Raw genomic sequence first — 25218 nt, forward strand, 5'->3', positions numbered from 1 at the left:
GCGTCTCTGCCGTGACCCACCCCTTCCTCGACCGGGCCGACCTTCGCACACGGGTGCGGCTGGCGCTCGGTGACTTCCTCCAGCGGCGGCGGAGCCGGCTGGCCGAGATCGAGCTGGAGGCCCTCGCCCCGGTCGCCGACGCCATCGAGGCGTTCGTGCTGCAGGGCGGCAAGCGACTGCGGCCCGCGTTCGCGTACTGGGGATACCGCGGTGCCCGCGGAAAAGACAGAGACGACGACGCGGTGGTTGCCACGGTCGCCGCGCTCGAGCTGGTCCAGGCCAGCGCCCTGATCCACGACGACGTCATGGACGGCTCGGAGACCCGCCGCGGGGAGCCCGCCGTGCACCGCAGGTTCGCGAAGCTGCACGCCGAGGCGGGCTGGCGCGGTGACCCCGCCGGGTTCGGCACCGCCGCGGCGATCCTGCTCGGCGACCTGTGCCTGGTGTGGTCCGACGAGATGCTGCACGCGAGCGGGCTCGACCCGCACACGCTGGCCAGGGCCCGACCGGTGTTCGACGAGATGCGGACCGAGGTGACGATCGGGCAGTACCTCGACGTGCAGACGCAGGCGACCGGCGACACGTCGACGGCGCGGGCGAGCCTGGTGGCGCGGTTCAAGTCGGCGAAGTACACGATCGAGCAGCCGCTGCTGCTGGGCGCCGCGATCGCCGGGGCGTCGCAGACCCTGGCGAAGGCGTATTCGGGGTACGGGTTGCCGCTCGGCGAGGCGTTCCAGTTGCGCGACGACGTGCTCGGGGTGTTCGGCGACCCGGCGGTGACGGGCAAGCCCGCCGGGGACGACCTGCGGGAGGGCAAGCGCACCTATCTGGTCGCGGCGGCCCTGGAGAACGGCGGGGACCGGCGGCTGTTCGACGAGCTGCTCGGCAATCCCGGCCTCGACGCCGGTGGCGTCGCCCGGCTGCGGGAGGCCATCGAGGGCAGCGGTGCCCTCGCCCGGACCGAGCAGAGGATCGAGCACCTGACCGCGGAAGCCCTGACGGCGCTGGACGGCGCGCAGATCACCGCGGAGGCGCGGGAGGTTCTGACGGGTCTGGCCCAGGCCGCGACCCAGCGGACAGTCTGACCCACAGCGACAGCGTCAGCACGATGAGGGCGAAGCCGAACGCGAGGTCCTCGACCGGGGCGTGGACGAGCCGCACGCCGAGGACGTCGTCGGGGTTGTAGAGGACCACGCCCCGGCCGGTCAGGATCCCGTTCGACAGCAGCTGGAAGCCGAAGATGATCGGGTACGTGCACCAGAACACCCGCCCGAGCACGACCCGGCTGCGCAGCACGAAGACGTCGACGAGGACGGCCGCGACGACCCCGGTCATTGCGGCGGCGGTGTAGGTCACGACCGCCGCCGCGACCCGAGGCGGATCAGGGTCAGCCGGGTCGCCTCGAAGCCGAGGATCGCGCAGACCGGCACGACGAGGAAGAACAGCACCTCTTCGAGGGGCAGCCCGCCGGGGAACACCACGCCGGTCGTCTGGGCAGGGTCGAACGTCCAGTGCCCGGCGCGGATCGCGAGGAGGTCCCATACGACGAACACGGCGGCGACCGGCACGATGGTCAGGGTGAGCCGCCGTACCTGCCGGAGCACGCCGACCTTCAGCAGCGGCTCGAGCCACAGCGCGCCGAAGAGACAGCCGGCGAGCACCAGCAGGTACGTGAGGTGCCGCAGCACTAAGCGCCCACTCAGAAGCCCAGCGCCTGCGCGCGGCGCTTGACCTCGGTCGCCCGGTTGTCGCGCAACGCCTCGGCGGGGGTGCCCGGCAGGGTGTCGTCAGGCGTGTACAGCCACCGCAGCGCCTCATCGTCGTTGTACCCAGCGTCGTGCAACACCGTGAGGACGCTGGGAAGGTGCTTGACCACACCGTCGTCGCTGATGAAGTCGGCCGGCACGCGCAGCACGCCGTTCTCGCGGACGGCGAGGAACTGGCGCTCCCGGACGAGCTGATGCACCCGGTTGACGGGGATGCCGAGGCGTTCAGCGACGTCCGGCATGGTCAGCCACTCGGCGGGGCCCACAGGTTGTTCGGTCACAGGAACACAGTGCCATGTCGCTGCGACGACAACTGACGGAGGGGAACGGCTGTGGGGCTCTGGCTCAAGGTCCACCGTGAGGTCACCGGTGCCTGGCGCTCCGCGTGCTACGACGTCTACCGGCAGGTGAGCCGGCGCAAGTTGGCGCAGCTGCTGACCGATGAGACGACCGAGTTCGCGGCACGGCACCGGGCCCGTGACGTGCCCCGCCGGCCGCGGCGGGTGGCGGCGACCAGCGGTGTTGCCCTGCTCGTCGCCGGTGGGGCGGCCGGGACGTACCTCGCGGTCGCGGGCAGCCTCACGGCGCTGCGCATGCCGCCGCCGGTGTCGGTCGCCGCCGCGGCGGAGCCGACGTTCGCCGCGCCGGGCGTGACGGGCGGCGCGGGGAACCCCTCGGCGGGGGCGCAGCCGACCTACGCCCGGCCGCAGGTGCGCCGGTCCGCGCCGCAGCCGGTCCTGGCGATGCCGGCCGTGCCGCCGCCCGCCGGGGCGCCCACGACGAAGACCCCGGAGAGCACGCCGACGCCCACGGCGAGCCCCAGCCCGACCGTTTCGGCCAGTCCGTCACCGTCCGCAACCGGGCCGTCGCCGAGCCGCACCGCCTCGAAGACCCCGAAACAGGGACAAAGCAATGTCGGTACGGCAGGACGCTGAGGAAACCGGTTCACCAGCCGTACACTCGCAGCCAATGGATACCACGGTCGCCGATCCCCTCCTCGGTGCGCTTGTAGACGGGCGCTACCGCGTTCGCTCCCGTGTCGCCAAGGGCGGCATGGCGACGGTCTACACGGCACTCGATGAGCGGCTCGAGCGCACCGTCGCCCTCAAGATCATTCACCCGGCGCAGTCGCATGATCCGCAGTTCGTCGGCCGGTTCACCGACGAGGCGAAGACGATCGCCCGGCTCACCCATCCCAACGTCGTGGCCGTCTATGACCAGGGCACCCATCACGGGCTGCCGTATCTGGTCATGGAGTTCGTGCGGGGCCGCACGCTGCGCGAGGTGCTCGCCGAGCGCCGCCGCCTGCAGCCGCAGGAAGCCCTCGCGATCATGGAGCAGATGCTCGCCGCGATCGCCGCCGCGCACCGCGCCGGCCTGGTGCACCGCGACGTCAAGCCGGAGAACGTCCTCGTGGCGGAGGCGCCCGGCGACGCGCACAACCTCATCGACGGCGTGGTCAAGGTCGCCGACTTCGGGCTCGCCCGCGCGGTCGAGGCCAGCGCCGACGAGACCGGCTCGCACCTCATGGCCACCGTTGCCTATGTCGCGCCGGAGCTCGTCACCGACGGCCACGCCGATCCCCGCACCGACGTGTATTCCGCCGGCATCGTGCTCTTCGAGATGCTCACCGGCCGGGTGCCCTATGAGGCGGACCGGCCCGTCGAGGTCGCGTGGCAGCACGTCGACCGGGACGTGCCGTTCCCGTCGCGGTACACCCCGGGGCTTCCGCCGGCCGTCGACGACCTGGTGATCCGCGCGACCCGCCGCGACCCCGGCGCCCGCCCGACCGACGCGGGCGCGATGCTCGCCGAGGTGCAGGCCGCCCGCGAGAACGTCGGCGTCGAGCTCGCCACCCGTTCCCGGCCGCTGTCGCAGCCGACGGTGATCGTGCCGCAGATCGAGTCCGTGCCGCAGAACGTGTACCGCACCGGTTCGATGGAGCCGGCCCGGCCCTCATGGGCGAAGCTGCCCAGCCCCACGGCCGCGCAGCCGCCGGCCCGGCGCCGGCGGGCGCAGCCGGAGCCGACCGGCCCCGCGGCCCGGCTCGCGGAGCTGCTCGCCCAGATCAACGCCAACCCGCGGACCCGCCTCACGGTGATCGCCGCGATGCTCACGCTGGGCCTGCTGATCGCCGTCGGTGGCTACTGGTTCGGCGTCGGCCGGTACACCGACGCCCCCGACCTGACCACGATGACCAGTGACATGGCCGGGCAGCAGGCCAGGGCCGCCGGGTTCAAGGTGAAGTTCGGCCCGGCGAAGTTCGACACGAAGGTCCCGAAGGACAAGGTCCTCGCCCAGGACCCGGCGGCGCACGCCCGCATCCTGGACGGCGGCACGATCACGTTGACGCTGTCGCTCGGACCCGAGATCCACAAGGTCCCGGACATCGCCGGCAAGGAATACGACCTCGCCCTCGTCGACATCCAGGCGACCGGCCTGCAGGCCACCCGCGCCGAGAGGTTCGACGACGCCATCCCGGCCGGCTACGTCATCGAGACCGAACCGAAGATCGGCACCGAGGTCAAACCCGGCCAGACGATCAAGGTCCTCGTCAGCAAGGGTCCGAACCCGGTCAAGGTGCCGCTCGTCATCGGCAAGAACATCGAAGAGGCCAAGCAGGCCCTCGCCAAGGTGAAGATCACGGTCGGCAAGATCGAGGCCGTCGACAGTGACAAGCCGCAGAACGAGGTCGTCACGCAGAGCATCGGCGACGGCAACAGCGTCACCGACGGCATGGTCATCGACCTGCAGATCTCCAAGGGCCCCGCGCTCGTCACGGTCCCCGAGGTCCGCGGCATGCAGGTCGACCAGGCCCGCCAGACGCTGGAGGCGCTGGGGCTCGGCGTCGACGTGCAGGGCTTCGGCACCGTCCGCCAGATGGACCCGCAGCCGAACACCCAGGTCCCGCCGGGCACTCGGATCCGTCTGCTGGCGTACTTCTAGTGTCAGGTTCGACACCGGTCGGCGGGCACGCGCCCGCCGCCGGTGGCCTGGCCAAGGCCTCGCTGCGCTACGTCGAGCAGACCGGCGCGACCGCCGTGCAGGTCTACGTCTCCAACCCGCGCGGCTGGGCGCTGACCGAGGGCGACCCGGGCCAGGACGCCGCGTTCCTCACCGGCTGCGGCGAACGCGGCGTCACCGCCTACATCCACGCCGCGCTGCTGGTCAACCTCGGCTCCCCCACCGAGGCCACCGTCGAACGGTCCGTCGCCACACTCGAGCACGCGCTGCGCCGCGGCAAGGCGATCGGCGCCCGGGGTGTGGTCTTCCACGCCGGTTCGGCGGTCGACGCGGCCCATGCCGAGAAGGCCCTGGATGTGGTACGCGATGTGCTCCGTCCCCTGCTCGACCGTGCGGTCGCGGAGGGCTGGCCGCCGCTGCTGGTCGAGCCGAGCGCCGGCGGGGGCCGTTCCCTGGCGTCCCGGGTCGAGCACCTGGAGGCGTACCTCGCCGCCGTCGACGACCACCCGCACCTCGGTATCTGCTTCGACACCTGCCACGCCTGGGCCGCCGGGCACGACCTGGCCGTCCCCGGTGGGATGACCGCGACCCTCGACGCCCTGATCCGGGCGGCCGGCCCGGGGCGGCTGCGGCTCATCCACGCCAACGACTCGAAGGACACCTGCGGCTCGACCCGCGACCGTCACGAGTCGCTCGGCAAGGGCACCATCGGCGCGGCGGCGTTCGCGGAACTGGCCCGCCACCCGGCCGCGGCGGGCGTACCGCTGATCGTGGAAACCCCGGGCGGCGAACTGTCCGCCGACCACGCCGCCGACATCGCCCTGCTGCGCGGCATGTCCACGTCGCGTTGACCCTCGGAGACATTGACCCGCCGGGACGTGCCCTCGACCTTCACCCGCCGCCGGGACGGCCGCGTGCTTGTCACGACCGCAGGTCGTGGGCTGTCACGACCGCAGGTCGTGGCGGCGCAACTGCACGCGGAGGTGGCAGGGAGGCCGTTCACGGCCGACCGGTGGCTGACGGGAGCGGCGGGCCGCGCCCACGACGGACCGGAGCAGAAAACCCGCGACCGGGCCGGGGCAGAAACCCGCGACGGACCGGAGCGGGGGATCAGGTCAGGAGCTTGGTGAGCACGGACGCGGTGGTGGTGACGTCGTCGTCGGTGAGGTCCAGGTGGGTGGTCAGGCGGACCGTGCGCGGCCCGAACGCGGAGACGAGGACCCCCTGCTCCTGCGCCGCCGCGGTCAGCTGCGCCGCGTCGAGGGCGGCGGCGCGCAGGTCCAGCAGCACGATGTTGGTCTCGACGCGGGCCGGGTCGACGACGCCGGTCGGGGCGAGGGCCGTCGCCAGGTGCCGGGCCTTGGCGTGGTCGTCGGCGAGCCGGTCGATGTGGTGCTGCAGCGCGTACAGGCCGGCGGCGGCGAGGATGCCGGCCTGGCGCATGCCGCCGCCGAGGCGCTTGCGGATCAGGCGGGCCTCGGCGATGCGGGCGGCGGAACCGATCACGAGGGAGCCGACGGGCGCGCCGAGGCCCTTGGACAGGCAGACGGACATGGTGTCGAAGAGCCGGCCGTATTCGGCCAGGGGGGTGCCGGTGGCGACGTGCGCGTGCCAGATGCGGGCGCCGTCGCAGTGCAGGAGCAGGCCGGCGTCGTCGCAGACGGTGCGCAGGTCTTGCAGGGCCGGCAGCGGGATGATCGTGCCGCCGCCGCGGTTGTGGGTCTGTTCGACGGCGACGGCGCGGGTGGCGACGGTGTAGCCGCCCGGTGGGCGGATCATGGCCTCGACGACCGCGGGGTCCATGGCGCCGCCGACGGCGGGCCAGGTGCGGGTGGAGATGCCGCCGTACGCCGCGGCCGCGCCCATCTCATAGGTGACGACGTGGGCGTCGGCGTCGCAGAGCAGCTCCTCGGCGCGGGGGACGACGAGCTGCAGGGCGATCTGGTTGGCCATGCAGCCGGACGGCGTGAACAGGGCCGCCTCGTGGCCGAACAGCGCAGCCGCATACGACTGCAGCTCGTGCAGTGACGGGTCCTCGTCGAACACGTCGTCCCCGACCGGCGCCTCGGCCATGGCGGCTCGCATGGCGGCGGTCGGCCGGGTGACGGTGTCGGAGCGCAGGTCCGCGACCCGGTCAGCCACGCAGCATCTCCGCGACGAGGAACGCCAGCTCCAGGGACTGCTGCGTGTTGAGCCGCGGGTCGCAGGCGGTCTCATACCGGTCGGGGAGGTCCTCGTCGACGATCGCCTGGGCGCCGCCGAGGCATTCGGTAACGTCCTCGCCGGTGAGCTCGACGTGCAGGCCGCCGGGGTGGGTCTCCAGCTCGCGGTGGACCTCGAAGTAGCCGAGGACCTCGTCGACGATCCGGTCGAAGTGCCGGGTCTTGTACCCGTTGGAGGACTCGTGCGTGTTGCCGTGCATGGGGTCGCACTGCCACACGACGCGGCAGCCGGCGGCGGTGACCTTCTCCACGATCGGCGGGAGCGCGTCGCGGACCTTGGTGCTGCCCATGCGGGCCACGAAGGTGAGCCGGCCGGGGATGTTGTCGGGGTTGAGCTTCTCGAACAGTTCGAGGGCCTGCTCGGGGGCGGTGGTCGGGCCGAGCTTGACGCCGATCGGGTTGGCGATGCGCGACATGAAGTCGACGTGGGCGCCGTCGATCTGGCGGGTGCGCTCGCCGATCCACAGGAAGTGCCCGGACAGCCCGTAGGGACGGCCGCCGGCGATGCGGGCCAGGGGCCGCTCGTACTCCAGGGCGAGGGCCTCGTGCGAGCAATACAGGGTGACGGTGCGCAGCGCCTCGTCGTCGTTGACGCCGCACGCCTGCATGAAGCGCAGCGCGCGGTCGATCTCGCGGGCGATCGCCTCGTAGCGCTGGCCGGCGGGCGAGGTGACGACGAAGCCCTTGTTCCAGTCGTGCACGGCGTGCAGGTCGCCCATGCCGCCGCCGAGGTAGGCGCGGAGCATGTTCATCGCGCTGGAGGAGTTGGCGTAGGCGCGGACCATGCGCTGCGGGTCGGCGATGCGCGCCTGCGGGTCCTTGTCCAACGAGTTGATCATGTCACCGCGGTAGGCCGGCAGGCCCAGCGAGTCCAGTGCCGCGGAGCGGGGCTTGGTGAACTGGCCGGCGACCCGGCCGAGCTTGATGACCGGCAGGGACGCGCCGTAGGTCAGCACGACCGCCATCTGCAGCAGGGTGCGGGCGTTGGCCAGGACGTGCGCCTCGGTGTTGTCGGCGAACGTCTCGGCGCAGTCGCCGCCCTGCAGCATGAACGCCTTGCCGTCGGCGACGAGGGCGAGCCGCTCGCGCAGCTGGTCGACCTCATACGGCGCGACGATCGGCGGGACCGACGACAGCAGCTGGCCGACCTCGTCGACCGCCTGCTGGTCCGGCCACGGCGGGGTCTGCGCGCGGGGCAGGGTGCGCCAGTGGTCGAGACCGAACTCCTCGTCGTCGGCGGCGTTACCCGCGACGGCGACTCGTGAGATCTCGGGACCGGGGTATGTGAAGTGGTGCCACTCCTGCCGCATACCGCAAAGCCTACCGACCGCCCAGGACCGGCGGCTGTCGCCATCCCGCCGGTCCCGGGAACTGGAACACTCCCGATGTCACATGTTGATCATGTGGCCGGCGAGCCCGTGGATGGCCTCCTTGACCGCCTCGCCGAGGGTGGGGTGGGCGTGGACGTTCCGGGCGACCTCGTGCACGGTGAGGTCCCACTGCTGGGCCAGGGTCAGCTCCGGCAGCAGCTCGGTCACCTCGGGGCCGATCAGGTGCGCACCCAGCAGCTCGCCGTACTTGCCATCGCTGATGATCTTCACGAAGCCGGTGGCGTCGCCGAGGCCGTGGGCCTTGCCGTTGGCGGTGTACGGGAACTTCGCGACCTTCACGTCGAAGCCCTGCTCGCGGGCCTGCGCCTCGGTCCAGCCGAAGCTGGCGATCTGCGGCTGGCAGTACGTCGCCCGGGGGATCATGACGTAGTCGAGCTCCATGGTCTCCGCGCCGGCGATGGTCTCCGCGGCGATGATGCCCATCGACTCGGCGGCGTGCGCGAGCATCAGCTTCGCGGTGACGTCGCCGATCGCATAGATGTGCGGCACGTTGGTGCGCAGCCGCCCGTCGACGGCGATCGCGCCCCGCTCGGTCAGCGCGACCCCGGTCTTGTCCAGGCCGTAGCCCTCGACTCGGGGCTGGAAGCCGATGGCCTGCAGGAGCTTGTCCGCCTCCAGGATCTGCGACGCGCCGTCCTTTCCGGCGACCCGCACGCGCACCCTGTCCGCCGTCTCCTCGACCGACTCGACGCGCGTCGAGGTCAGCACCTGGATGCCGAGGCGCTTGTAGCGCTTCGCCAGCTCGGCCGACACCTCGGCGTCCTCCAGGGGCACCATGCGGTCCAGGAACTCCACGATGGTGACCTTGACGCCGTAGTTGTGCAGCACGTATGCGAACTCGACGCCGATGGCGCCCGCCCCGGCGATGACGATCGAGGACGGCAGCTCCTCGGTGAGGATCTGCTCCTCGTAGGTCACCACCCGGTCCGACAGCGAGGTGCCCGGCAGCAGCCTGGTGGTGGCACCGGTGGCGATGATGGCGTTGGCGAACGTCACCGTCTCGTCCCCGACCCGCAGCGTGTGCTCGTCGAGGAACACACCCCGGCCCTGGTACTGACGGATCTCGTTCTTCTTCATGAGGTAGTGCACGCCCTTGACCCGGCCGTCGGCGACCTTGCGGCTGCGCTGGAACGCGGCGGAGTAGTCGAAGGTCACCGAGCCCTGGATGCCGAACGTCTTGGCCTCGGCGGTGAAGATGTGCGCCAGCTCGGCGTTGCGCAGCAGGGCCTTGCTGGGGATGCAGCCGACGTTGAGGCAGACGCCGCCCCAGTAGCGGTCCTCCACGATCGCGGTCCGCAGCCCGAGCTGCGCGGCGCGCACGGCGGCGGTGTACCCGCCCGGACCGGCGCCCAGCACGACGACGTCGAAATGTTCAGCCTGTTCAGTAGTCACAGCCAGTCCTTGCGTTTGAAGGTGAAGTACAGCCCTATGGACAGCACCACGATGAGCACGGCGGAGGTCACGAAGCCCCAAGTGTGCTCGTAACCAGGAAACGGAAGATTCTGCCCGTAGTAACCCGTAACAGCCGTGGGCACCGCGATGATGGCAGCCCAGCTGGTGACTTTCTTCATGATGTTGTTCATCCGGTTGCCCTGCACGGCGAGGTTGGACTCCAGGATGCTCGCCACGAAGTCGCGCAGGCTCTCGGTCCACTCTGTGACCCGCATGACATGGTCGGAGAGGTCCTGGTAGTAGGGCGCGATGTCCTCGTCGACGAACTTCGTGCGGGTCAGGCCACTGACCACCTCGCGCATCGGCAGCACGATCTTGCGCAGGTGGCTGAGTGTGCGGCGGAGCCGGAAGTTGCGCTGCTGCACCTCACGGACCGCACTCGGGGTCTCCTCGAAGAGCTTGTCCTCCAGGCCCTCGAGCGCGTCGTCGAGCTGCTGCACCGCGTCGAAGTGCCCGTCGACGACGACGTCGAGCAGCCCGTGGACGAGGTAGGCGACACCGTGCACGGCCAGTTCGGTGGTGGTGTCCCAGCGCTCCACCACCGCGTCGATGTCGAAGCCCTCGCCGTGCACGGTGATCAGCGCCCGGTCGGTGATGAACGCCGAAACCTGGTGCACGGAGAGGTCGTTGCCGTCGCCTTCGAAGCCGACCTGGTACGCACTGAGGTACAGGTGCCCGCTGTAGTGATGCAGCTTCGGCCGCTCGCGGGGCGACGACGCGTCCTCGATCGCCAGCTGGTGCAGCCCGAACTCCTCCTGCACCTGCTCGTACTGCCGCGGCGACGGCGAGGACAGGTCCAGCCACACCACCGTGTCCTCGGCCTCCAGGTGGTCCGAGATATCGTCGATCGGGAAGTCCTCGGCCACCAGGTCACCGTTGCGGTAGAGCCGCGTGCGAGCCATGCCGTCATCCAACCAGAAGGAGGCAGGCGTGGCAGGGTTCACCGACGCGACGCGGGTCCGGCCCGACGGCGCCGGCGGCTTCGACGCCGAGCTTGATCCATTGTGGACCGTCGGCGGGAAGCCCAACGGCGGCTACCTCCTGGCGATCCTCGCCCGGGCCGCGGTCGAGGCGGCCGGCACCCACCCGGACCCGCTGTCGGCGAGCGCGGTCTATCTGTCGCCGCCGGACCCTGGCCCGGCCGCAGTCTCCGTCGAGGTGCTGCGCACCGGCCGCTCCGCCAGCCAGATCCGGGCGCGGCTGAGCCAGAAGGACCGCACGTGCGTCGAGGCGCTGTTCACCCTAGGCGCGCTCGCCGCGGCCGGTGAGCCCCGCTGGGTCGACGCCGCTCCCCCGCCGGTCGCCGCCGAGCAGGACCTGTTCCCCACCCCCGCACAGGCCCCCGGCACCGGGCTGCGCATCGACATGCTGGAGCAGTTCGAGCAGCGCATCGACTGGCAGGCGGTCGGCGACCCGGCCGGTGAGCTGCGCGGCTGGCTGCGGCTGCCGGACGGCGCGACCTGGGACCCGGTCTCGCTGCTGTTCGCCGCCGACGCGTTCCCACCGGCGACGTTCACCCTGGGCAGCAACGGCTGGACGCCGACGCTGGAGCTGACGGTGTACGTGCGAGCCCTCCCCGCCGCAGGTCCCCTCCGGGTCCGCCAGCGGGCCCGGCTGCTCACGGAGCACCTCGTCGACCAGGTCTGCGAGATCTGGGACTCCCAGGACCGTGTCGTCGTCCAGGCCACCCAACTCGCCGCCTACCGCATGGCCACCCCCTGACCCACGGCCCAGCCAGCGCAGCAAATGCGCGCGCCCCCGCATCTGTTCCGGTGCGGGGGCGCGCGCTTTGAGAGCAAGTTACCGCTTGACTCGTTTCCTCACGCTCTTGCTGGTGCTCCGCCAAGCGTTGACGGCCCGCTGACGCGGCGTCGGCTTGCGGCGGCGCCGCACGACCGTCACTACCGCGACGATCACGGTGGCGACTCCGGCCGCGGCGGCGGTCACCAGCGGAACAGGCCGACGGCGTGCCACGTCCTTGCCCTGCTCGGCCAGTTCGGCCGCGCGCTGCTTGGTCTTGGCGGACATCGTGTCGACCGTGGTGCCGAGGTCGTCGCGAGTCCCGGTGGCAGTGCCACCGATCGTTGTCCCGTTCGCATGTGTGACGCTCATCGCTGCCCCTTTCTCTCTCTGAGCGTCAGGTTGCCCATTCACGGGCCTGCTCAATCAGCGCAGTTCTGTGACGACCGGCGCATGGTCCGAGGTCACCGCCGTGCCGACGCTGACGCCGGTGCAGGTCAGGCCCCGGACGAGGACGTGGTCGATCTGCTTGACGGGCGCGTCGGCGGGGAACGTGCGCACCGGGCGGAACGCCGCGAACCCGTCGGCGTAGCCGGCGTCGGCGAACGCCCGCATCGACGCGTCACCGGGTTCGATGTTGAGGTCGCCGGCGATGAACGTCGGCCGGCCCGCACCGAACCGGGTCGCGAACGCGGCGATCTCGGCGACCTGTACCAGGGGCTCGGCGTCCGGCGGCGGCTGGATGTGGGTGGAGACGACCGCGATGTCCCGGCCGCCGAATCGCACGACGACGCCGAGGGCCTGGGCGCCGGTCGGCGCGCCCACCGCCGACAGCGGCACCGTCTCGACCGTGCTCACCGGCAGCCTCGTCAGCACCGCGTCGCCCCAGACTGCGTCGGCGGCCGGGCCGAACCAGTACCGCATGCCGAGTTCCGCGGCGAGGACCCGCAGGTCGTCGTGGCCGCCGTTGAGCAGCCAGGCCCGGTCGACCTCGGACAGGACCACGACGTCAGGGTCGGATGCGGCGATCGCCCGGGCGGCGACGGCGGGACGGTAGGTGCCGTCGAGCCCGAAGCCCATGCGGATGTTGTACGCGACGAGCCGCAGCCCCCGTCCCGGCGCGGCGTCGGGTGCGACCGGCGGCGTCGCGGTGGCCCCGAGCAGCGGCACGAGCAGGCAGACGCCGAGGCCGGCGAGTGCGGACCGCCACGACAGGCCGACCGCGGGGGCGCCACCACCGGCGCGGAGCAGGATCCATGCCGGTGCCACGGCCACCGCGACGGGCACCCACTGGTTCGGGTAGCCGAGGTCGTAGGCCGCGTAGTACGCCACGGCGGCGACGGCGAACACCACCATCCCGGCGATCGCGGCGTGCCCGGCCGCCGCCCCGCGCCCGGCGGCCGGGTCGGGTGCGCCGTCGGCCGCGGCGGCACGGAACGCCCGGCCGAGGGCGCCGCAGCCGAGCAGCAGCGCGACGAACAGGCCGTCCGGGACGAGCCACATGACCGCGGCGGCGAGGAGCAGCACGGCCGCCACGATCCGGTCGAAGCGGCCGGCGAGCCGTCCGGTCGCGCCGGCCAGGAACCCGGCCACGGCCAGGCCGAGCAGCAGCTCCGGCAGCGCGGGCGGGGCGGTGCTGGCGACGGGGTCGAAGCGGTAGGACAGGGCGAGGGTCGCGACGGCCGGGGACAGCGCGAACATGCCGGCGAGCAGCATCGCCGGTCCGACCAGGAACCAGGCCGCCGCGGAGCTCCGCCCGGGTGCGGTGCGCCACTGGCACCACAGCAGGATCAGGCACTCGACGGCGACGACCGGCGCGGCCCACCAGCGCGACTGCCAGGTCAGGTCGACGGTGCGCAGCGCGGCGTGCTGGAGCGCGGCGGCGGCGAGGCCGAACGGGACGCCGGTGGCCGCGGGGGCGCCCCGCACGGCGCTCGCCGCGAGCCATGACAGCCCGGCGAGCAGACCGGCGGAGGCGACGTAGAGCTGCGGCTGTCCACCGTGGACGAACAGCAGCGCGAAGCGGGCGGCGGCGAGGCCGGCGCCGCCGATGATCGCGACCTTCCCGGCGTCCCATCGCGCGGCGAGGGGCACGACGGCGAACGGCACGAGGAACCACAGCAGCGCGAAGGCGCCCATGAGCTCCGCCGGCGTCGAGGCGGCCTGCCCGAAGATCGTGATGATCGACGGGAGCCAGACCCGCAGCAGGTCGACCAGCAGGAGGATCCCCGCGGCGAGCGCGGGGATCCGGAGGTCAGTCCTCGCGAACGACAACCTGGACGGCGGCGTCATCGTCGAGACGATAGCCGACGCCGCGCACTGTGGCGATGATCCGTGCGGCCTCGCCGAGCTTGACCCGCAGGCGCCGCACGTGGACGTCGACGGTGCGCTCGGTGCCGACCATGTCGTAGCCCCACACCTGACGCAGCAGCTGCGCCCGGCTGAACACGCGACGCGGGTGCTCGCACAGGAACAGGAACAGGTCGTATTCGCGGCGGGTCAGCGGCACGGGCGCGCCGTCGCGCAGGACGAGCCGGGATCCGGTGCACAGGTAGAGCGACGGGGCGTCGGGTGCGGCCGCGCCGATCCGCTTGACCCGGGTGGGCTCGACGGCGCCGGCGGCCTCGGAGGTCTCGACGAGCCGCAGGTTGCGGCCGGTGTGCTGGGACGGTCCGTGCTGCAGCGTGTGCGCCGGTGCGGTGGCGCGCTGCAGCGGCGCCGGGGTCTGCGGGCCGCGCTGGATCTGCTGCTTGGCCTGGCTGGCGGCGAGTGCCTCGAGGTCGCTGATCAGGCGGGACGCCTCCGGTGGGAGCTCGTCACCGTTGAGGGTGATGTGCACGGTGATGGTGACCACCGATGGCGTCACGTCAGGAGCGCCGACGACCGAAATGGCCATTTTCAATTCCTCTCGAAAAGCCTTTGAAATGACGCCGAATCAACGGACAGCCGCTCGACAAAGGCCGTCGAAATGGTGTGCACGCCGCGAGACCCAGATGGGGTCAAGGAGTACCTCATGGCACATGGGACCGACCTTACCAGCATCGTCACGCCGCGCGACAGAGCTGTTACCTGCCGCACAGAATAGATCGATGACAATTTGTCTGATGTTTTCGGCCGACATTCACCGGCCATTCACGACACGTCTACGAGTCCAGCTTTGTCACCGTACGATGACTGGTCAATCTCTTCCCGCATGTTGAGAAGATCCACCCTTGGGGTACCGGCAAACCCATGCCAAGGTGCGCACATGTTGCCGACAAATCCTATCCGCTAGGTAGATTCACGTCGTCCACCATATGGGATCGACGCGCGCAACTCACCGGGGCTGACAATACTCGCACCGAGCTCGCGCACTCGTTGGCGGAGCTCCCGGTCGGACGTCACCACCACGACCGGACGGCGGCCGACATTGTCAGCGACGAGCGCGACGATGTGGTCGTCACCGGATTGCGGCGCGGCTTCGACATGCACGCCCGCGACCGGCGGCACACCACGGGCGGCGCCCTCCACCACCAGGGTCACCGCACCGAGCAGCGCAGCCGGTAGCGTGGCGGCGTTCCGGGCCGCCAGTGCGTCACGGAGCCGGGTCGCGGCCCCGCGCCGGTCCCGCCACCAGCCGTCGGGCACGGAGCCGACGACGTTGGCGCCGTCCACGACGATCAGCGGCTCGGCGGCCGGATCCGGGCGCTCTGGGTCCATGTGAGCAGTCTTACCCACCGGACCTACGAAAGACCGGAGGTCACGGTTTGAGGCACAACAGGTCTGTCGCCCAGCCAGCTCAGCGGCTCAGGTGGGCGAGCATGGCCTGGTTGGCTTCCCAGCCGTCGGGGAAGCGGACCGGGACGTTCAGGTGGACCGGTTCCGCGGACGGGTGGGTGTCGAGGAGCTCGGCGATGCCGGCTCTGGCGACGACGACGCAGGCGTGGCGGTGGCGGGAGGCGAGGACGCACAGGCGGCCGGCCTCGAGGTGGAAGGCGCTCGCGTCGCGGCGGCCGGACAGCGGGTGCAGGATGACCGTCACGTCGTACTCGCGGCCCTGCAGGCGGTTCGCGGTGTCGACGGTGACGTCGGCGGCGACCGTGCCGGCGAGGGCCTGGCGGATCGCGGCGACCTGGTCGCGGTGGGCGGCGCCGACGGCGACCCGGTCGACGGTGACGGGGCGGCCGTCGGGGGCGTGCTCGGAGTACGCGACCGGCCCGCGCTGCAACAGGCGGGTCACCAGGTCGGCGATCGCGGCGACCGCCTCCCGGTCGGTGCGCACCGTGTGCCGGGCGGGGAGCTCGTGCAGCGCCCAGCCGGTGCGGCGGGCGGTCTCCAGGGTCGCGTCCAGGCCGTGGTCGCCGCCGAGGGCGCGGGCGGAGAACTCGAGGCGCCGGTCGGCGGGTTTCGTGCCCGCCTCGAACGGCGTGAACGGGTAGAACGCCGCCGACACCACCGACGCCGCCGACGGTGGGAGCCGCCACGACACGGGCAGCCGGTGTACGGGCAGGTCCGGGTTGTGCCGCAGCAGCACGGCGACGGCGCTCTGCATCGGGTCCCAGGACAGGCCCGCCCAGCGCTCGACGGCCACGACGGAGAACGGGTCGAGCTGGCCGGGGTCGCCGACGAACAGCGCGCGGGAGAACCGGCCGGCGACGCGCAGCAGCATGTCGGAGCGCATCTGGTACGCCTCGTCGACGATTGCCCGCTCCCAGCTGCCGTCGGTGACGGTCGCCCATTTCGCGGCGGTGCCGATGGTGACGGCGCTGGCGTTCATGTCGCCGACGGCGCCGCTGACGGTGACGGTGCCGTGTTTGATCACGCGTTGCGCCGGTACGTAGGTCGACGCCGACAGCCGGCCGATGGCGAGCGTGGGTGCCGCGGTCGCGAGCCGGTCGATGAGGTCGTCGACCTGCTCGTTGGTCTGGGCGACCACCATCAGCCGTTCGCCGGCCTCCGCGAGGGTCCGCGCGGCCCGCACCACCAGGGTCGACTTGCCGGCGCCGGGTGGTGAGTCGACGACGACGCCCCGTCCCGCGGCGGAGCCGAAGTCCCGCAGGATGTCGTCGATCACGTTCGTCACGACCAGTCCTCCACGGCGTCGTTCTCGCTGGGGCTGTACTCGACGACCGGTGGCGGGCCGCCGTGCGTCCACGGGGTGTCGTCGCGGCTGGGGAAGCGGCCCGGCGGCTGGTAGGCGTCGGTGACCGGCCCGTACGTGACCCGCTCACCGACCTCCGGCACCGAGCCGGGCGCCGGCTGCTTGGTGGAGCGGCCCATGCCTTTGGACAGTTCCAGGACGACGTCCACACTGGACACCGACACGACGGTCGCCTGCTGGGTGAGGCGGGCCGGGGACACCAGGTTCGCACCGGGTTCCAGGCGCACCGGGTCGTCGGTCTGCACCGTGATGTGGGGGCGCAGCGCGGCCTTCTTGCCCGACGTGTCGACCCGGTTCGGTGACGCGGCGACGACGGTGCCGGTGAACGCCTCCCCCGACAGCCGGAACTCGGCCATCACCAGCGGGTCGTCGAGGGCCCGCTGCGCGTCGTAACGGGCCTGCTCGCGCTCCAGGCGATCCAGCCGGCCGGCGGCGGCGACGGCACTGTCCCGCCTCGGCTGGGGCAGCGCGGTCCCTTCGGCCAGGGCCATGTGGTACATGGTGAACACGTCGCGGTCCATCGCCCAGCGGGTCTCCACGGACGCCCCGGCGGGCCGGGCGCGCAGGAGCCGGACGGCCTGCCAGGTCAGGTCCCAGGTGGGTCGCATCTGGTCGGCGACGGCGGCGGTGAGCGCCGCGAGGGCCCGTTCCCGGGCGAAGTCGTCGCTGTCGGAGCGGGCGACGGCGGCGAGGGCCGGGGCGAGGATCTCGTTGTCGAAGGTCGGGTCGGTGCTCGGCCCGGCCGGCGGGGAGCGCAGCGGGTCCTCGGCGAGCGACGCGGCGGTGGCGCCGTCAAGGCCGCCGGGCGGGTCGATCCAGCCGAGGAGGGCGGCGAGGTTGGCGTCCTCCAGGCCGCTCTGCCCGGTCGCCCAGTGGTTGCCGAGGACCTCGGTCATGGCCAGGAGCATCGAGGAGCCCGGGTGGTCGGCGCGTTCCCGCAGGAACGTCAGCCACTGCCCGAGGATCGGCACGGTGCGGTGCACCGGGTACGGGCCGAACGGCCGGCGGAACCGGGTGGAGCGGCCGAGCAGCCGCACGAACTCGACCCCGCCCCGGTTCGGCACGATGACCTGGGGTGCCTCGGCGTAGCGCAGCTTCGTGCCGCCGGCGCCGGTGTCGACGCTGCGGGCGCAACCGTCCACGTAGGACAGCACGACCCGGGCGAGCTCGGCGACGAAGTCGAAGCGTTGGGTGCGGTCGCGCGGGTTGGCCACGACGAGTAGCCGCGGCTGCGCCGGGTCGGTGCCGACGATCGCGGCCAGGGGCGCGGCGGCCTCACCGGCGAGGCTCAGCGGCACCAGGACCAGGGGGCGCTCGGCGACGTGCGTGTGCCGGACCGTGGTCAGCGGCTGCGCCTTGCCGGACTCCACCGCCTCTGCCCGCGCGAGCGCCGTCAGGATGCTCACGCTTTAGCCGATGCCGTCGAGGCACTCGGTGCGTAGCTTGTGCGCGAAGCGCAGCAGGCCGGCGATCTCCTCCTGGCCGGCGCCCGGCGTGAGCGTGCCGCGGGCCAGGCCGAGGACGGTGCCGATGCTCTCGACCCCGCCGAGGTCGTCACGGACCGAACGACCCAGCGCGGACGTCGAGCCGGCCGACTCGTCGCGGCAGAAGAACGCCATCTCGCACGTGCCGAGGCAGTCGGGGCTGTACCGGGCGTCGATCGTGCTGACCGCCTTGCGCAGCTCGTCGGCGGGGCGGGTCGGCTGCTGGTCGCTGTCGTACGCGAGGTCGAAGGACAACCCGGCCGGCAGCGCGTCGAGGATCGCCTCCAGGCGGGTGAGCCGGGACAGCTGCCGCCGCAGGACCGTCAGCTGCTTGCGCACGTCGACGAGGGTGGCGGTCGGCCGGTTGGCGAAGTTCTCCGGGCAGACGAGGACCACGTCGTGTGACACCGTCTCCGGCGGGTGGCCGAGCTCGGCGAGCAGCTCGCGCATGGCCATGACGTACACCGCGGACTGGGTCGCGGCGGCGGCGGTCTTGCCGGGGTCGGCCTGCCCGTCGATGACCGCGAACGACTTGATCTCCACGACGTGGAACCGGCCGCCGGCCCGGAACGCGATCAGGTCGGGCTCCAGGTACGCGTAGTAGCCGGCGATCTCCAGGCGCAGCATCGGATGGTCGAACAGCGTCCCGGCGTCGTCACGCTCCGACGCGGCACGGGCGAGCAGCGCCTTCGTGCGGGCGTAACGGACCTCGCGGCTGGCGTTGCCGCCGACGTTGGACAGGTCGTCATAGGCGACCTCGGGGATCGCCAGGCCGAGCCGCTCGCGGAGCAGCTGCAGCAGCTCGGCGGCGCCGTCGGCCTTCACCTGCGCCTCGAACGCGTTGCCGCGGGCGATCGCGAACCGGGACTGCCCGAAGCCGGCGGGGAAGCCGAGCTGCCCGGCGACGGCGCCCTTGTTGACCCCGGCGGCGTCCATCAGCCCGCGGCGGCCGCACCCCGGGTTGCTGGTGAGGGCCGCGATGGTGCGCGCGTTGTGGTTGCGCGGCGCCACCGTGCCGCGGATGCGGTCCAACCGGTCGACCAGTGGGTCCATGGGCGGTCTTCTTTCGGGGAAGAATTTCGCGGTTTCACGTCGTGCTCGCGGTACGACGCAGTCGTTGCAGACGCGCTCCGAAGAGCGCCTCGGATCCGTCCAGGCGTTCCTGCGCACGCTCGGCCGCCGCGGTGCGGTCCGCGGTGTCGGCTTCGAGGTGCACGTCGAGTTCGGCCTGGGCGAGGCCGGCGACGGTTTCAGGGGTGATGCCGGCGCTACCCGCGCCGGGGATGCTGGCGGCGAAGCGCCACAGCAGCCGCCGGGCGTCGTGGGCGTCCTCGGGCAGCTGCCCGACCCGCTCCGCCACCTTGATCGCGCCGATGAGGAAGTCGACGCGGGCGCTGAGCGGCCCGACCACCCGGGTCTCCAGCGGCCAGGTCGACAGCGCAAGGAGCCCGCGCGCCGGCGACAGCAGGTCGGCGGTGAGCGCGGGACACAGGTAGTACGGCCGGCCGAACGGCTGGACGCGGAACGAGCGTTCCTCGTCGCGGCGCAGGCTGGTGAGGCGCGCCGCGACCAGTTCGCCCGGGAAGAAGGCGTCGTGGACGGCGATGATGAGCTTCGGCGCGGCCGGCACCGTGAGCAGGGTCAGCGCGTGGTGGACCTGCTCACGGATGGACAGCATCGGCTTGTGCACCGGCTGCGGCGCCGGCCGGGCCTGGTCCTCCAGGTCGGCCAGGGCGTCGTCCCAGGCGTGCTCCGCCTGGCGCAGCTCGGCCCGCAGGGCACGGGCCTGCATCCGGTCACCGGTGGTGGCGGCTCGTCGCAGCTCACCACGCAACCGGTCGATCCGCCGCTCGAGCAGCTCGATTTGGATCGGTTCGGACACGAACGGCACGGTAGCTGGTTCCAGCAAGTTCCAGCAAAGACCAGTGTCGGCGTGTCGTCTTGCTTTTTATACCGGAACTGGCTGCGCCTGCTCGTCGAGCCGCCTGGCGGGTGTACGGGTAGGCAGCGGGATGAGCTTCGGCTTGCGCCTGGCGGCCAGGTCCTCGACCCAGCCCAGTGCGAGCACCACCAGGGTGACCAGGGCGAACACCAGCACGATCTGGAGCAGCCCGCCGTACACGCCGATCAGCGACACGCCGGCCGCGACCGCCGCGAGCCGGACGGCGGTGATGACCGCCTCGTGCCACAGGTAGATGGTCAGCGCCCGCCGGTTGACCGCCTCGACCGCCGGTTCGGCCGCGCCGAGGCTCAGCGCCGCCGGCGCCGCGTGCAGCATCACCAGCAGGAACGCGGTCGACCACAGCGCGTCGGCGACCGGGGCGTCGTTCATGTCGTACCCGCGCGGCCCGGGATGCGTGTACAGGATGGCCAGGCCGATCCCGCCGATGACCAGGCACGCCGGCCACAGCACCTTCTTCGAGATGCGCTGCAGGGTGCCGTCGTGGTGGGCGAAGCCGAGCATCCACATCGGCGCGTACATGAAGAAGTCGCGGACCATGCCGCCGGTGCCGTGGCCGGTCTCCCACAGCGCGACGAGGATCCCGAACGGCACCAGGACGGTCGGGATCGGCGCCCGCCGGAAGAGCCACAGCATGACCGGCGACAGGATGATGAACCACAGGTAGGAGCGGACGTACCAGATCTGGCTGAACCAGACCCCGCCCTTCTCCGACGTCGGCGGGTCGTCGAGCGGCAGGAACCACAGCACCAGGCGCCAGGTGTGCTCCAGGCCGCCCATGAACGACATGAGCACGACGGCGAACGCGCCGAGCACCCAGAACGGCACGACGATGCGGCGCATCCGGCGGCCGATCGCCTTGAGGCCGACGCCGTCGGCACGGTCGAGGGAGGCGGCCATCAGTGAGCCGCCGAGCGCGAACATGAGGCCCATGGCCGGGAACGCAACGGTCAGCCACGCGAACCCCAGGGTGTGGTAGGTCACCACCCGGATGATCGCGACGGCTCGCAGGAGGTCTACGTACCGGTTCCGCATCCCCTACAGGTTGCCCTGACGTTCTTAACGGCAACCTTTGTTCAGCTCAAAATTCGCTGTGTTTCTTCTCAAAGATCTTAGGGAGGACAAGCCGTAACCCATCCGGCAATCGACACTGTTCACCCCTATCTCACCCGATTGCTACTTTATCGAGCGTCTCGCGCAGCGACTCGAAGTCGAACCCGCCCTCGTGCGGCACTCCGTTCACGAAGAACGCGGGCGTCTCCCGTACCCCGGCGGACCGGCCCGCGGCCAGGTCTTCGTCGACCCGCTGGTAGTGCGCGCGGGTCCCGCCGGTGCCCGGCAGGCCGAACTGCTCGGCGTACCGGGACAGGTCCGTGTCCTCCAGGCTGTCCTGGTGGGACAGCAGCAGCGCGTGCATGCCCCAGAACGAGCCGGCGTCCGCGGCCGCCTCCGCGAGCAGCGCCGCCGGCATCGCCCTCGGGTGCTTGTCGACGAGCGGGAAGTGCCGGAACGCGAACCGCAGCCGCCCGGCGAAGTGCAGCTGCAGGCGCTCCACCACGCCGAACGCCCTGCCCGTGTTGGGGCACTGGTAGTCCCCGTACTCGAGCAGGGTCAGCGGTGCGTCGGCCGGGCCTTGAACATGGTCGGTGTCCATGCCGACGCACCTGCCCACCTCGGGGTCGTCTAGTCGAGCAGTTCCGTGACCGTGCCCGCGGCGACGGTGCGGCCGCCCTCACGGACGGCGAAACCGAGGCCTTCGGCCATGGCGACGGGCTTGCCCAGCTCGACCGTCAGGTCGACGGTGTCGCCCGGCATCACCATGCTCACCTCGCCGAGGTCGACCGAGCCGACCACGTCCGTGGTCCGGAAGAAGAACTGCGGCCGGTAGTTGGCGAAGAACGGCGTGTGCCGGCCTCCTTCCTTCGTGGTCAGCGCGTACACGTGTGCGGTGAACCGGCGGTGCGGCGAGACCGAGCCCGGCAGGGCCACGACCTGGCCGCGCTGCACGTCGCCGCGGCGGATGCCGCGCAGCAGCAGCGCCGCGTTGTCGCCCGCCTCGGCCCGCTCCAGCTGCCGGCCGAACGTCTCCAGCCCCGTCACCACGCTGGACCGGGTGGGACCCAGCCCGACGACCTCGACCGGGGCGTTGAGCTGCAGCGTGCCCCGCTCGACCGCGCCGGTGACGACGGTGCCACGGCCGGTGATCGTGAGCACGTTCTCGATCGGCATCAGGAACGGCTCGGCGAGCACCCGGTCGGGTACCGGGACATACCGGTCGACCGCGTCCAGCAGGTCGAAGACCGACTGGACGCCGGCCGGGTCGCCCTGCAGTGCCCGCAGCGCGGACACCCTGACGACCGGCACGTCGTCACCGGGGAACCCGTAGCCGGTGAGCAGCTCGCGGATCTCCAGCTCGATCAGGTCGAGCAGCTCGGCGTCGTCAACCGCGTCGGCCTTGTTCATCGCCACGACCAGGTGGGGCACGCCGATGCGGCGCGCGAGCAGGACGTGCTCGCGCGTCTGCGGCATGACCCCGTCGACCGCGCTGACCACCAGGATCGCACCGTCGACCTGCGCCGCGCCGGTGATCATGTTCTTCACGTAATCGGCGTGACCGGGCATGTCGACGTGCGCGTAGTGGCGGGTGGCGGTCTCGTACTCGACGTGGGCGATGTTGATGGTGATGCCCCGGCTGACCTCCTCCGGCGCCCGGTCGATCCCCTCGAAGGAGGTGTACCGGTTGACGGTGGGGTAGCGCTCGGCGAGCACCTTGGTGATCGCGGCGGTCAGGGTCGTCTTGCCGTGGTCGACGTGACCCATGGTGCCGATGTTGAGGTGAGGTTTGTTCCTCGTGAACGTCTGCTTGGCCATCTGACACTCCACAGTGGATGTGTGGTGGGTGTGCAGAACCGTGCGGCCACCTTCGTGAGGGGTGGCCGAGCCACCCTCCTCCGTAGGTTCCGCATGAAAGGCTGCGGGAGGAGGGTCAGCGTCGCAGGGCCGAGGCGCACGCGACCGCGGAGCCGGTGGCCGATAGGCCCGGCTCGAAGAACGCGGTCGTCGTGATCACGGGTCGAAAGATAGCTCGCCGTCGTTGAAACGGCCAGTGATTTACAGTTTCTGGCTCCCCGGGCTACGCCCGCGGCTTCGTGGGGGGTTCCCACCCCACACCCCCCATGCGTCGCTGTCGCGACGCACTCAAGCCTGCTTCGGCAGGCGCAGGGCGATCGTGGGCGCGTCGGCCATGACGGAGTTGGGGGCGCCGCCCTTGGCGACCGACGACGGCGGCCGGTCCGCGCGGCCCACGGTGACCTCCGGATACAGCTCGACCTCGTCCCACTCCCCCATCGCCTTGGGCTCGCCGCGGTGCAGGTCGACCTCGCGCGGCGGGACCGAGGAGCCGGTGCGGGCCAGGACCGCGGCGCCGTTGGTGCTGACGTCGGTCACCAGGATCATGCCGTCGCGCAGCTCGAGCCGGACGTGGTTGCGGCTGACCCGGCGGGTGGACTCGTCGTTGAGCCAGTTGCCGATGGTGATGCCACCGGGCTCCTCCGGGGCCCGGCCGACGACGACCGGGCGGGCCGCCGTCAGCGGGAAGCGGGCGCGCACGATGCCGTCGATGCGCACCGCCATCGTCGTCGCGGGCGGCCGGGGGCCGGCGTCGATCAGCCGCTCGCCGTGCCGCGGGCACAGCGGGGCGCCACTGGGCAGCGCGGGTGGTGGCTGACCGGCACCGGCGGCGGGCTGCCGGCCGAGCGTCGGGCAGTCCGCGGCCGGGCAGCGCCAGAACCGGGCGAGCACCGGGTGCGGCCGCGGCGAGGAGCCGGTCGACGGGGCGAGGGCCAGCTCCATCCCGCCGGCCGCGCCGGTGGTGAGGTAGACCGGGCCCGGGTGGCCGGGCAGCGGGGTGCGGCTGATCAGCGGCAGGCCGGTGAGCGCCGCCGCCTCACGGACCCGGGCGCCGGTCCGGGCGCCGGGCGGCAACATCTCGATCAGCCCGTCGTCGGACCAGCGGCGCAGCACCATCCGCTCGTTGGAGGTGAAGTCGGTGTCGGACATGGCGCCGCGTTCGGCCACGGCATACAGGGCGACGTTGCCGTCGCCGAGCTGCCGGCTCAGGGCGTCGATGAACATGCCGAGCCGCAGCAGGGAGGCGGGGCGCCCGCCGTCGAGGTCGACGCTGCGGGCCGCCTCCACCAGGTCGATGACCCCGCCAACAGCGAGGGGGTCGACGCTCAGTCTCCGCTCGACGGCGTCGAGGGCACGGCTGGTTTCGAATCGCACCCGGTTATCATGCCGCAAAGCCGCCGTCGACCACCTCTGCGGCCGACGGCGGGCTTTACGCCGCGCTCTTCGGCTGGGGAAGGGCACCGAGCGCGGGACTCGCGACGAGCGGGGGGCCACCGGTCGCGGTCAACATCAGCTTCACTGCACGTAACGGTACGGGCACGGTATTGCGTGCGGATACCGGTGAATACCTGAATGAACGAATTGTCAGCCGCTGCGCGGGCGTCCAGGGGGGATGCCCTCAGCCGCTGCGCGGGGCGTCCAGGGATGCCCTCAGCCGCTGCGCGGGCGTCCAGGGGTGTCGCCTTCAGCCGCCGCAGGCGGCGGCGATCTCCGGGAGCTCGTGCGCGTCGATGCCGTCGCGCTGCCGCACCCCGAGCGGGTGCTCGTGTGCCCGCACCTCGACCAGGGGGCGCAGCCCCGGCCGGCGGGTGTGCACCCGGACCCGCAGGCGCAGCGTCTCAGGGTAGCCGGGGATGCGGTTGGCGAGCTGCCCGAAGAACGGCGGCTCGGCGGCCCGGTCCGGGTCCTCCCACTGCTCGACGGCCCGCGCGAAGCCGGCCGGGCTGAGGCTGGCCCAGACGCTGTAGGTCAGCGCCTCCTGCGCGCCCCGGATCGGGACCTCGATCAGGCCGCGAATGAAGAAGTGCTGCTCGTCGAGGTCGGGCAGCTCGACGAAGCAGAGCTCCTCCTCCAGGAACGACGCCCCGCCGACGCCCGGCACGCCCCAGGTGTCGGGTGCGGAGAACGACCACATGCTCGGCACGTCGCCGAGCTCCACGCCGCAGCACGTACAGGTGATGACGGTCACG

Annotated in this window: 25 protein-coding genes; 5 read left to right on the top strand and 20 right to left on the bottom strand. The window is 71.9% G+C overall.

What is annotated here, in order from left to right:
• The first annotated feature begins 11 nt into the window (after positions 1 to 11).
• Positions 12 to 1085 carry a polyprenyl synthetase family protein gene (locus AB0K00_RS28330; protein ID WP_363525872.1) on the top strand — a complete coding sequence of 358 codons (1074 nt, stop codon included), beginning with the start codon at positions 12 to 14 and terminating at the stop codon, positions 1083 to 1085.
• Here the strand turns inward: AB0K00_RS28330 and AB0K00_RS28335 are convergent.
• From AB0K00_RS28335 to AB0K00_RS28345, 3 genes are read right to left on the bottom strand one after another with little or no spacing between them, the layout of a single operon-like run.
• On the bottom strand, positions 1021 to 1356 hold the full coding sequence (locus tag AB0K00_RS28335) for a lycopene cyclase domain-containing protein (RefSeq protein ID WP_363525875.1): 336 nt from the start codon (positions 1354 to 1356) through the stop codon (positions 1021 to 1023). The genes AB0K00_RS28330 and AB0K00_RS28335 overlap by 65 nt on opposite strands.
• Positions 1353 to 1688, bottom strand: a complete 336-nt coding sequence (locus AB0K00_RS28340; protein ID WP_363525878.1) for a lycopene cyclase domain-containing protein — start codon at positions 1686 to 1688, stop codon at positions 1353 to 1355. Before AB0K00_RS28340 ends, AB0K00_RS28335 begins: the two co-directional genes overlap by 4 nt.
• Before the next feature lie 11 nt (positions 1689 to 1699).
• Positions 1700 to 2047, bottom strand: coding sequence for an Rv2175c family DNA-binding protein (locus AB0K00_RS28345; protein ID WP_363525881.1), 348 nt, complete (start codon positions 2045 to 2047; stop codon positions 1700 to 1702).
• Between the two features lie 51 nt (positions 2048 to 2098).
• On the opposite strand from AB0K00_RS28345, the gene AB0K00_RS28350 reads away from it, so the two are divergent.
• The 3 genes from AB0K00_RS28350 to AB0K00_RS28360 are packed head-to-tail and all read left to right on the top strand — an operon-like array spanning position 2099 to position 5581.
• Complete coding sequence (locus AB0K00_RS28350; protein WP_363525884.1) at positions 2099 to 2701, top strand: hypothetical protein; 603 nt, start codon at positions 2099 to 2101, stop codon at positions 2699 to 2701.
• 34 nt (positions 2702 to 2735) lie between these two features.
• Positions 2736 to 4712, top strand: a complete 1977-nt coding sequence (locus tag AB0K00_RS28355; RefSeq protein WP_363525887.1) for a PASTA domain-containing protein — start codon at positions 2736 to 2738, stop codon at positions 4710 to 4712.
• The gene (locus AB0K00_RS28360; RefSeq protein ID WP_363525890.1) at positions 4712 to 5581 is read left to right on the top strand and encodes a deoxyribonuclease IV; all 870 of its coding nucleotides are present in this window, start codon (positions 4712 to 4714) and stop codon (positions 5579 to 5581) included. The genes AB0K00_RS28355 and AB0K00_RS28360 overlap by 1 nt, the downstream gene beginning before the upstream one ends.
• A gap of 259 nt (positions 5582 to 5840) precedes the next feature.
• Here AB0K00_RS28360 and AB0K00_RS28365 read toward each other — a convergent pair whose 3' ends face one another.
• The 4 genes from AB0K00_RS28365 to AB0K00_RS28380 all read right to left on the bottom strand — a co-directional run bounded on the left by AB0K00_RS28365 (position 5841) and on the right by AB0K00_RS28380 (position 10697).
• Complete coding sequence (locus AB0K00_RS28365; protein WP_363525893.1) at positions 5841 to 6872, bottom strand: GntG family PLP-dependent aldolase; 1032 nt, start codon at positions 6870 to 6872, stop codon at positions 5841 to 5843.
• The gene (locus AB0K00_RS28370; RefSeq protein WP_363525896.1) at positions 6865 to 8262 is read right to left on the bottom strand and encodes a class II 3-deoxy-7-phosphoheptulonate synthase; all 1398 of its coding nucleotides are present in this window, start codon (positions 8260 to 8262) and stop codon (positions 6865 to 6867) included. The genes AB0K00_RS28365 and AB0K00_RS28370 overlap by 8 nt, the downstream gene beginning before the upstream one ends.
• Before the next feature lie 78 nt (positions 8263 to 8340).
• A complete protein-coding gene (lpdA, locus tag AB0K00_RS28375) occupies positions 8341 to 9735 on the bottom strand; it encodes a dihydrolipoyl dehydrogenase (RefSeq protein WP_363525899.1) in 1395 nt (464 codons plus the stop codon).
• Positions 9732 to 10697, bottom strand: a complete 966-nt coding sequence (locus AB0K00_RS28380) for a magnesium transporter CorA family protein (protein WP_363525901.1) — start codon at positions 10695 to 10697, stop codon at positions 9732 to 9734. The genes lpdA and AB0K00_RS28380 overlap by 4 nt, the downstream gene beginning before the upstream one ends.
• A gap of 28 nt (positions 10698 to 10725) precedes the next feature.
• On the opposite strand from AB0K00_RS28380, the gene AB0K00_RS28385 reads away from it, so the two are divergent.
• Positions 10726 to 11517 (top strand): thioesterase family protein, encoded by a 792-nt coding sequence (locus AB0K00_RS28385; protein WP_363525904.1) that lies wholly within the window; start codon positions 10726 to 10728, stop codon positions 11515 to 11517.
• 78 nt (positions 11518 to 11595) lie between these two features.
• On the opposite strand, the gene AB0K00_RS28390 is transcribed toward AB0K00_RS28385, so the two are convergent.
• From AB0K00_RS28390 to AB0K00_RS28450, 13 genes are all read right to left on the bottom strand, one after another.
• A complete protein-coding gene (locus AB0K00_RS28390; RefSeq protein ID WP_363525906.1) occupies positions 11596 to 11823 on the bottom strand; it encodes a hypothetical protein in 228 nt (75 codons plus the stop codon).
• A 138-nt stretch (positions 11824 to 11961) separates the two neighbouring features.
• On the bottom strand, positions 11962 to 13827 hold the full coding sequence (locus AB0K00_RS28395; protein WP_363525909.1) for an endonuclease/exonuclease/phosphatase family protein: 1866 nt from the start codon (positions 13825 to 13827) through the stop codon (positions 11962 to 11964).
• The gene (locus tag AB0K00_RS28400; RefSeq protein ID WP_363525912.1) at positions 13790 to 14431 is read right to left on the bottom strand and encodes a winged helix-turn-helix domain-containing protein; all 642 of its coding nucleotides are present in this window, start codon (positions 14429 to 14431) and stop codon (positions 13790 to 13792) included. Before AB0K00_RS28400 ends, AB0K00_RS28395 begins: the two co-directional genes overlap by 38 nt.
• 374 nt (positions 14432 to 14805) lie before the next feature.
• On the bottom strand, positions 14806 to 15234 hold the full coding sequence (locus AB0K00_RS28405; protein WP_363525915.1) for an NYN domain-containing protein: 429 nt from the start codon (positions 15232 to 15234) through the stop codon (positions 14806 to 14808).
• Between the two features lie 79 nt (positions 15235 to 15313).
• Positions 15314 to 16597 carry an AAA domain-containing protein gene (locus AB0K00_RS28410; protein ID WP_363525918.1) on the bottom strand — a complete coding sequence of 428 codons (1284 nt, stop codon included), beginning with the start codon at positions 16595 to 16597 and terminating at the stop codon, positions 15314 to 15316.
• Positions 16594 to 18081 carry a hypothetical protein gene (locus AB0K00_RS28415; RefSeq protein ID WP_363525921.1) on the bottom strand — a complete coding sequence of 496 codons (1488 nt, stop codon included), beginning with the start codon at positions 18079 to 18081 and terminating at the stop codon, positions 16594 to 16596. Before AB0K00_RS28415 ends, AB0K00_RS28410 begins: the two co-directional genes overlap by 4 nt.
• 3 nt (positions 18082 to 18084) lie before the next feature.
• Positions 18085 to 19212 carry a hypothetical protein gene (locus AB0K00_RS28420; protein WP_363525923.1) on the bottom strand — a complete coding sequence of 376 codons (1128 nt, stop codon included), beginning with the start codon at positions 19210 to 19212 and terminating at the stop codon, positions 18085 to 18087.
• A gap of 34 nt (positions 19213 to 19246) precedes the next feature.
• Positions 19247 to 20041 (bottom strand): hypothetical protein, encoded by a 795-nt coding sequence (locus AB0K00_RS28425; protein ID WP_363525926.1) that lies wholly within the window; start codon positions 20039 to 20041, stop codon positions 19247 to 19249.
• A 66-nt stretch (positions 20042 to 20107) separates the two neighbouring features.
• Positions 20108 to 21154 carry an acyltransferase gene (locus AB0K00_RS28430; protein WP_363525929.1) on the bottom strand — a complete coding sequence of 349 codons (1047 nt, stop codon included), beginning with the start codon at positions 21152 to 21154 and terminating at the stop codon, positions 20108 to 20110.
• A 130-nt stretch (positions 21155 to 21284) separates the two neighbouring features.
• Positions 21285 to 21773, bottom strand: a complete 489-nt coding sequence (locus tag AB0K00_RS28435) for a thioredoxin domain-containing protein (RefSeq protein ID WP_363525932.1) — start codon at positions 21771 to 21773, stop codon at positions 21285 to 21287.
• 29 nt (positions 21774 to 21802) lie between these two features.
• Positions 21803 to 22990 (bottom strand): elongation factor Tu, encoded by a 1188-nt coding sequence (tuf, locus tag AB0K00_RS28440; RefSeq protein WP_363525935.1) that lies wholly within the window; start codon positions 22988 to 22990, stop codon positions 21803 to 21805.
• Between the two features lie 327 nt (positions 22991 to 23317).
• The gene (locus AB0K00_RS28445; protein WP_363525938.1) at positions 23318 to 24403 is read right to left on the bottom strand and encodes an FHA domain-containing protein; all 1086 of its coding nucleotides are present in this window, start codon (positions 24401 to 24403) and stop codon (positions 23318 to 23320) included.
• A 310-nt stretch (positions 24404 to 24713) separates the two neighbouring features.
• Positions 24714 to 25217, bottom strand: a complete 504-nt coding sequence (locus AB0K00_RS28450; protein WP_363525941.1) for a DUF2199 domain-containing protein — start codon at positions 25215 to 25217, stop codon at positions 24714 to 24716.
• Between the last annotated feature and the right edge of the window lies 1 nt (position 25218).

It is taken from the genome of Dactylosporangium sp. NPDC049525, assembly GCF_040676755.1.
GTDB lineage: Bacteria > Actinomycetota > Actinomycetes > Mycobacteriales > Micromonosporaceae > Dactylosporangium.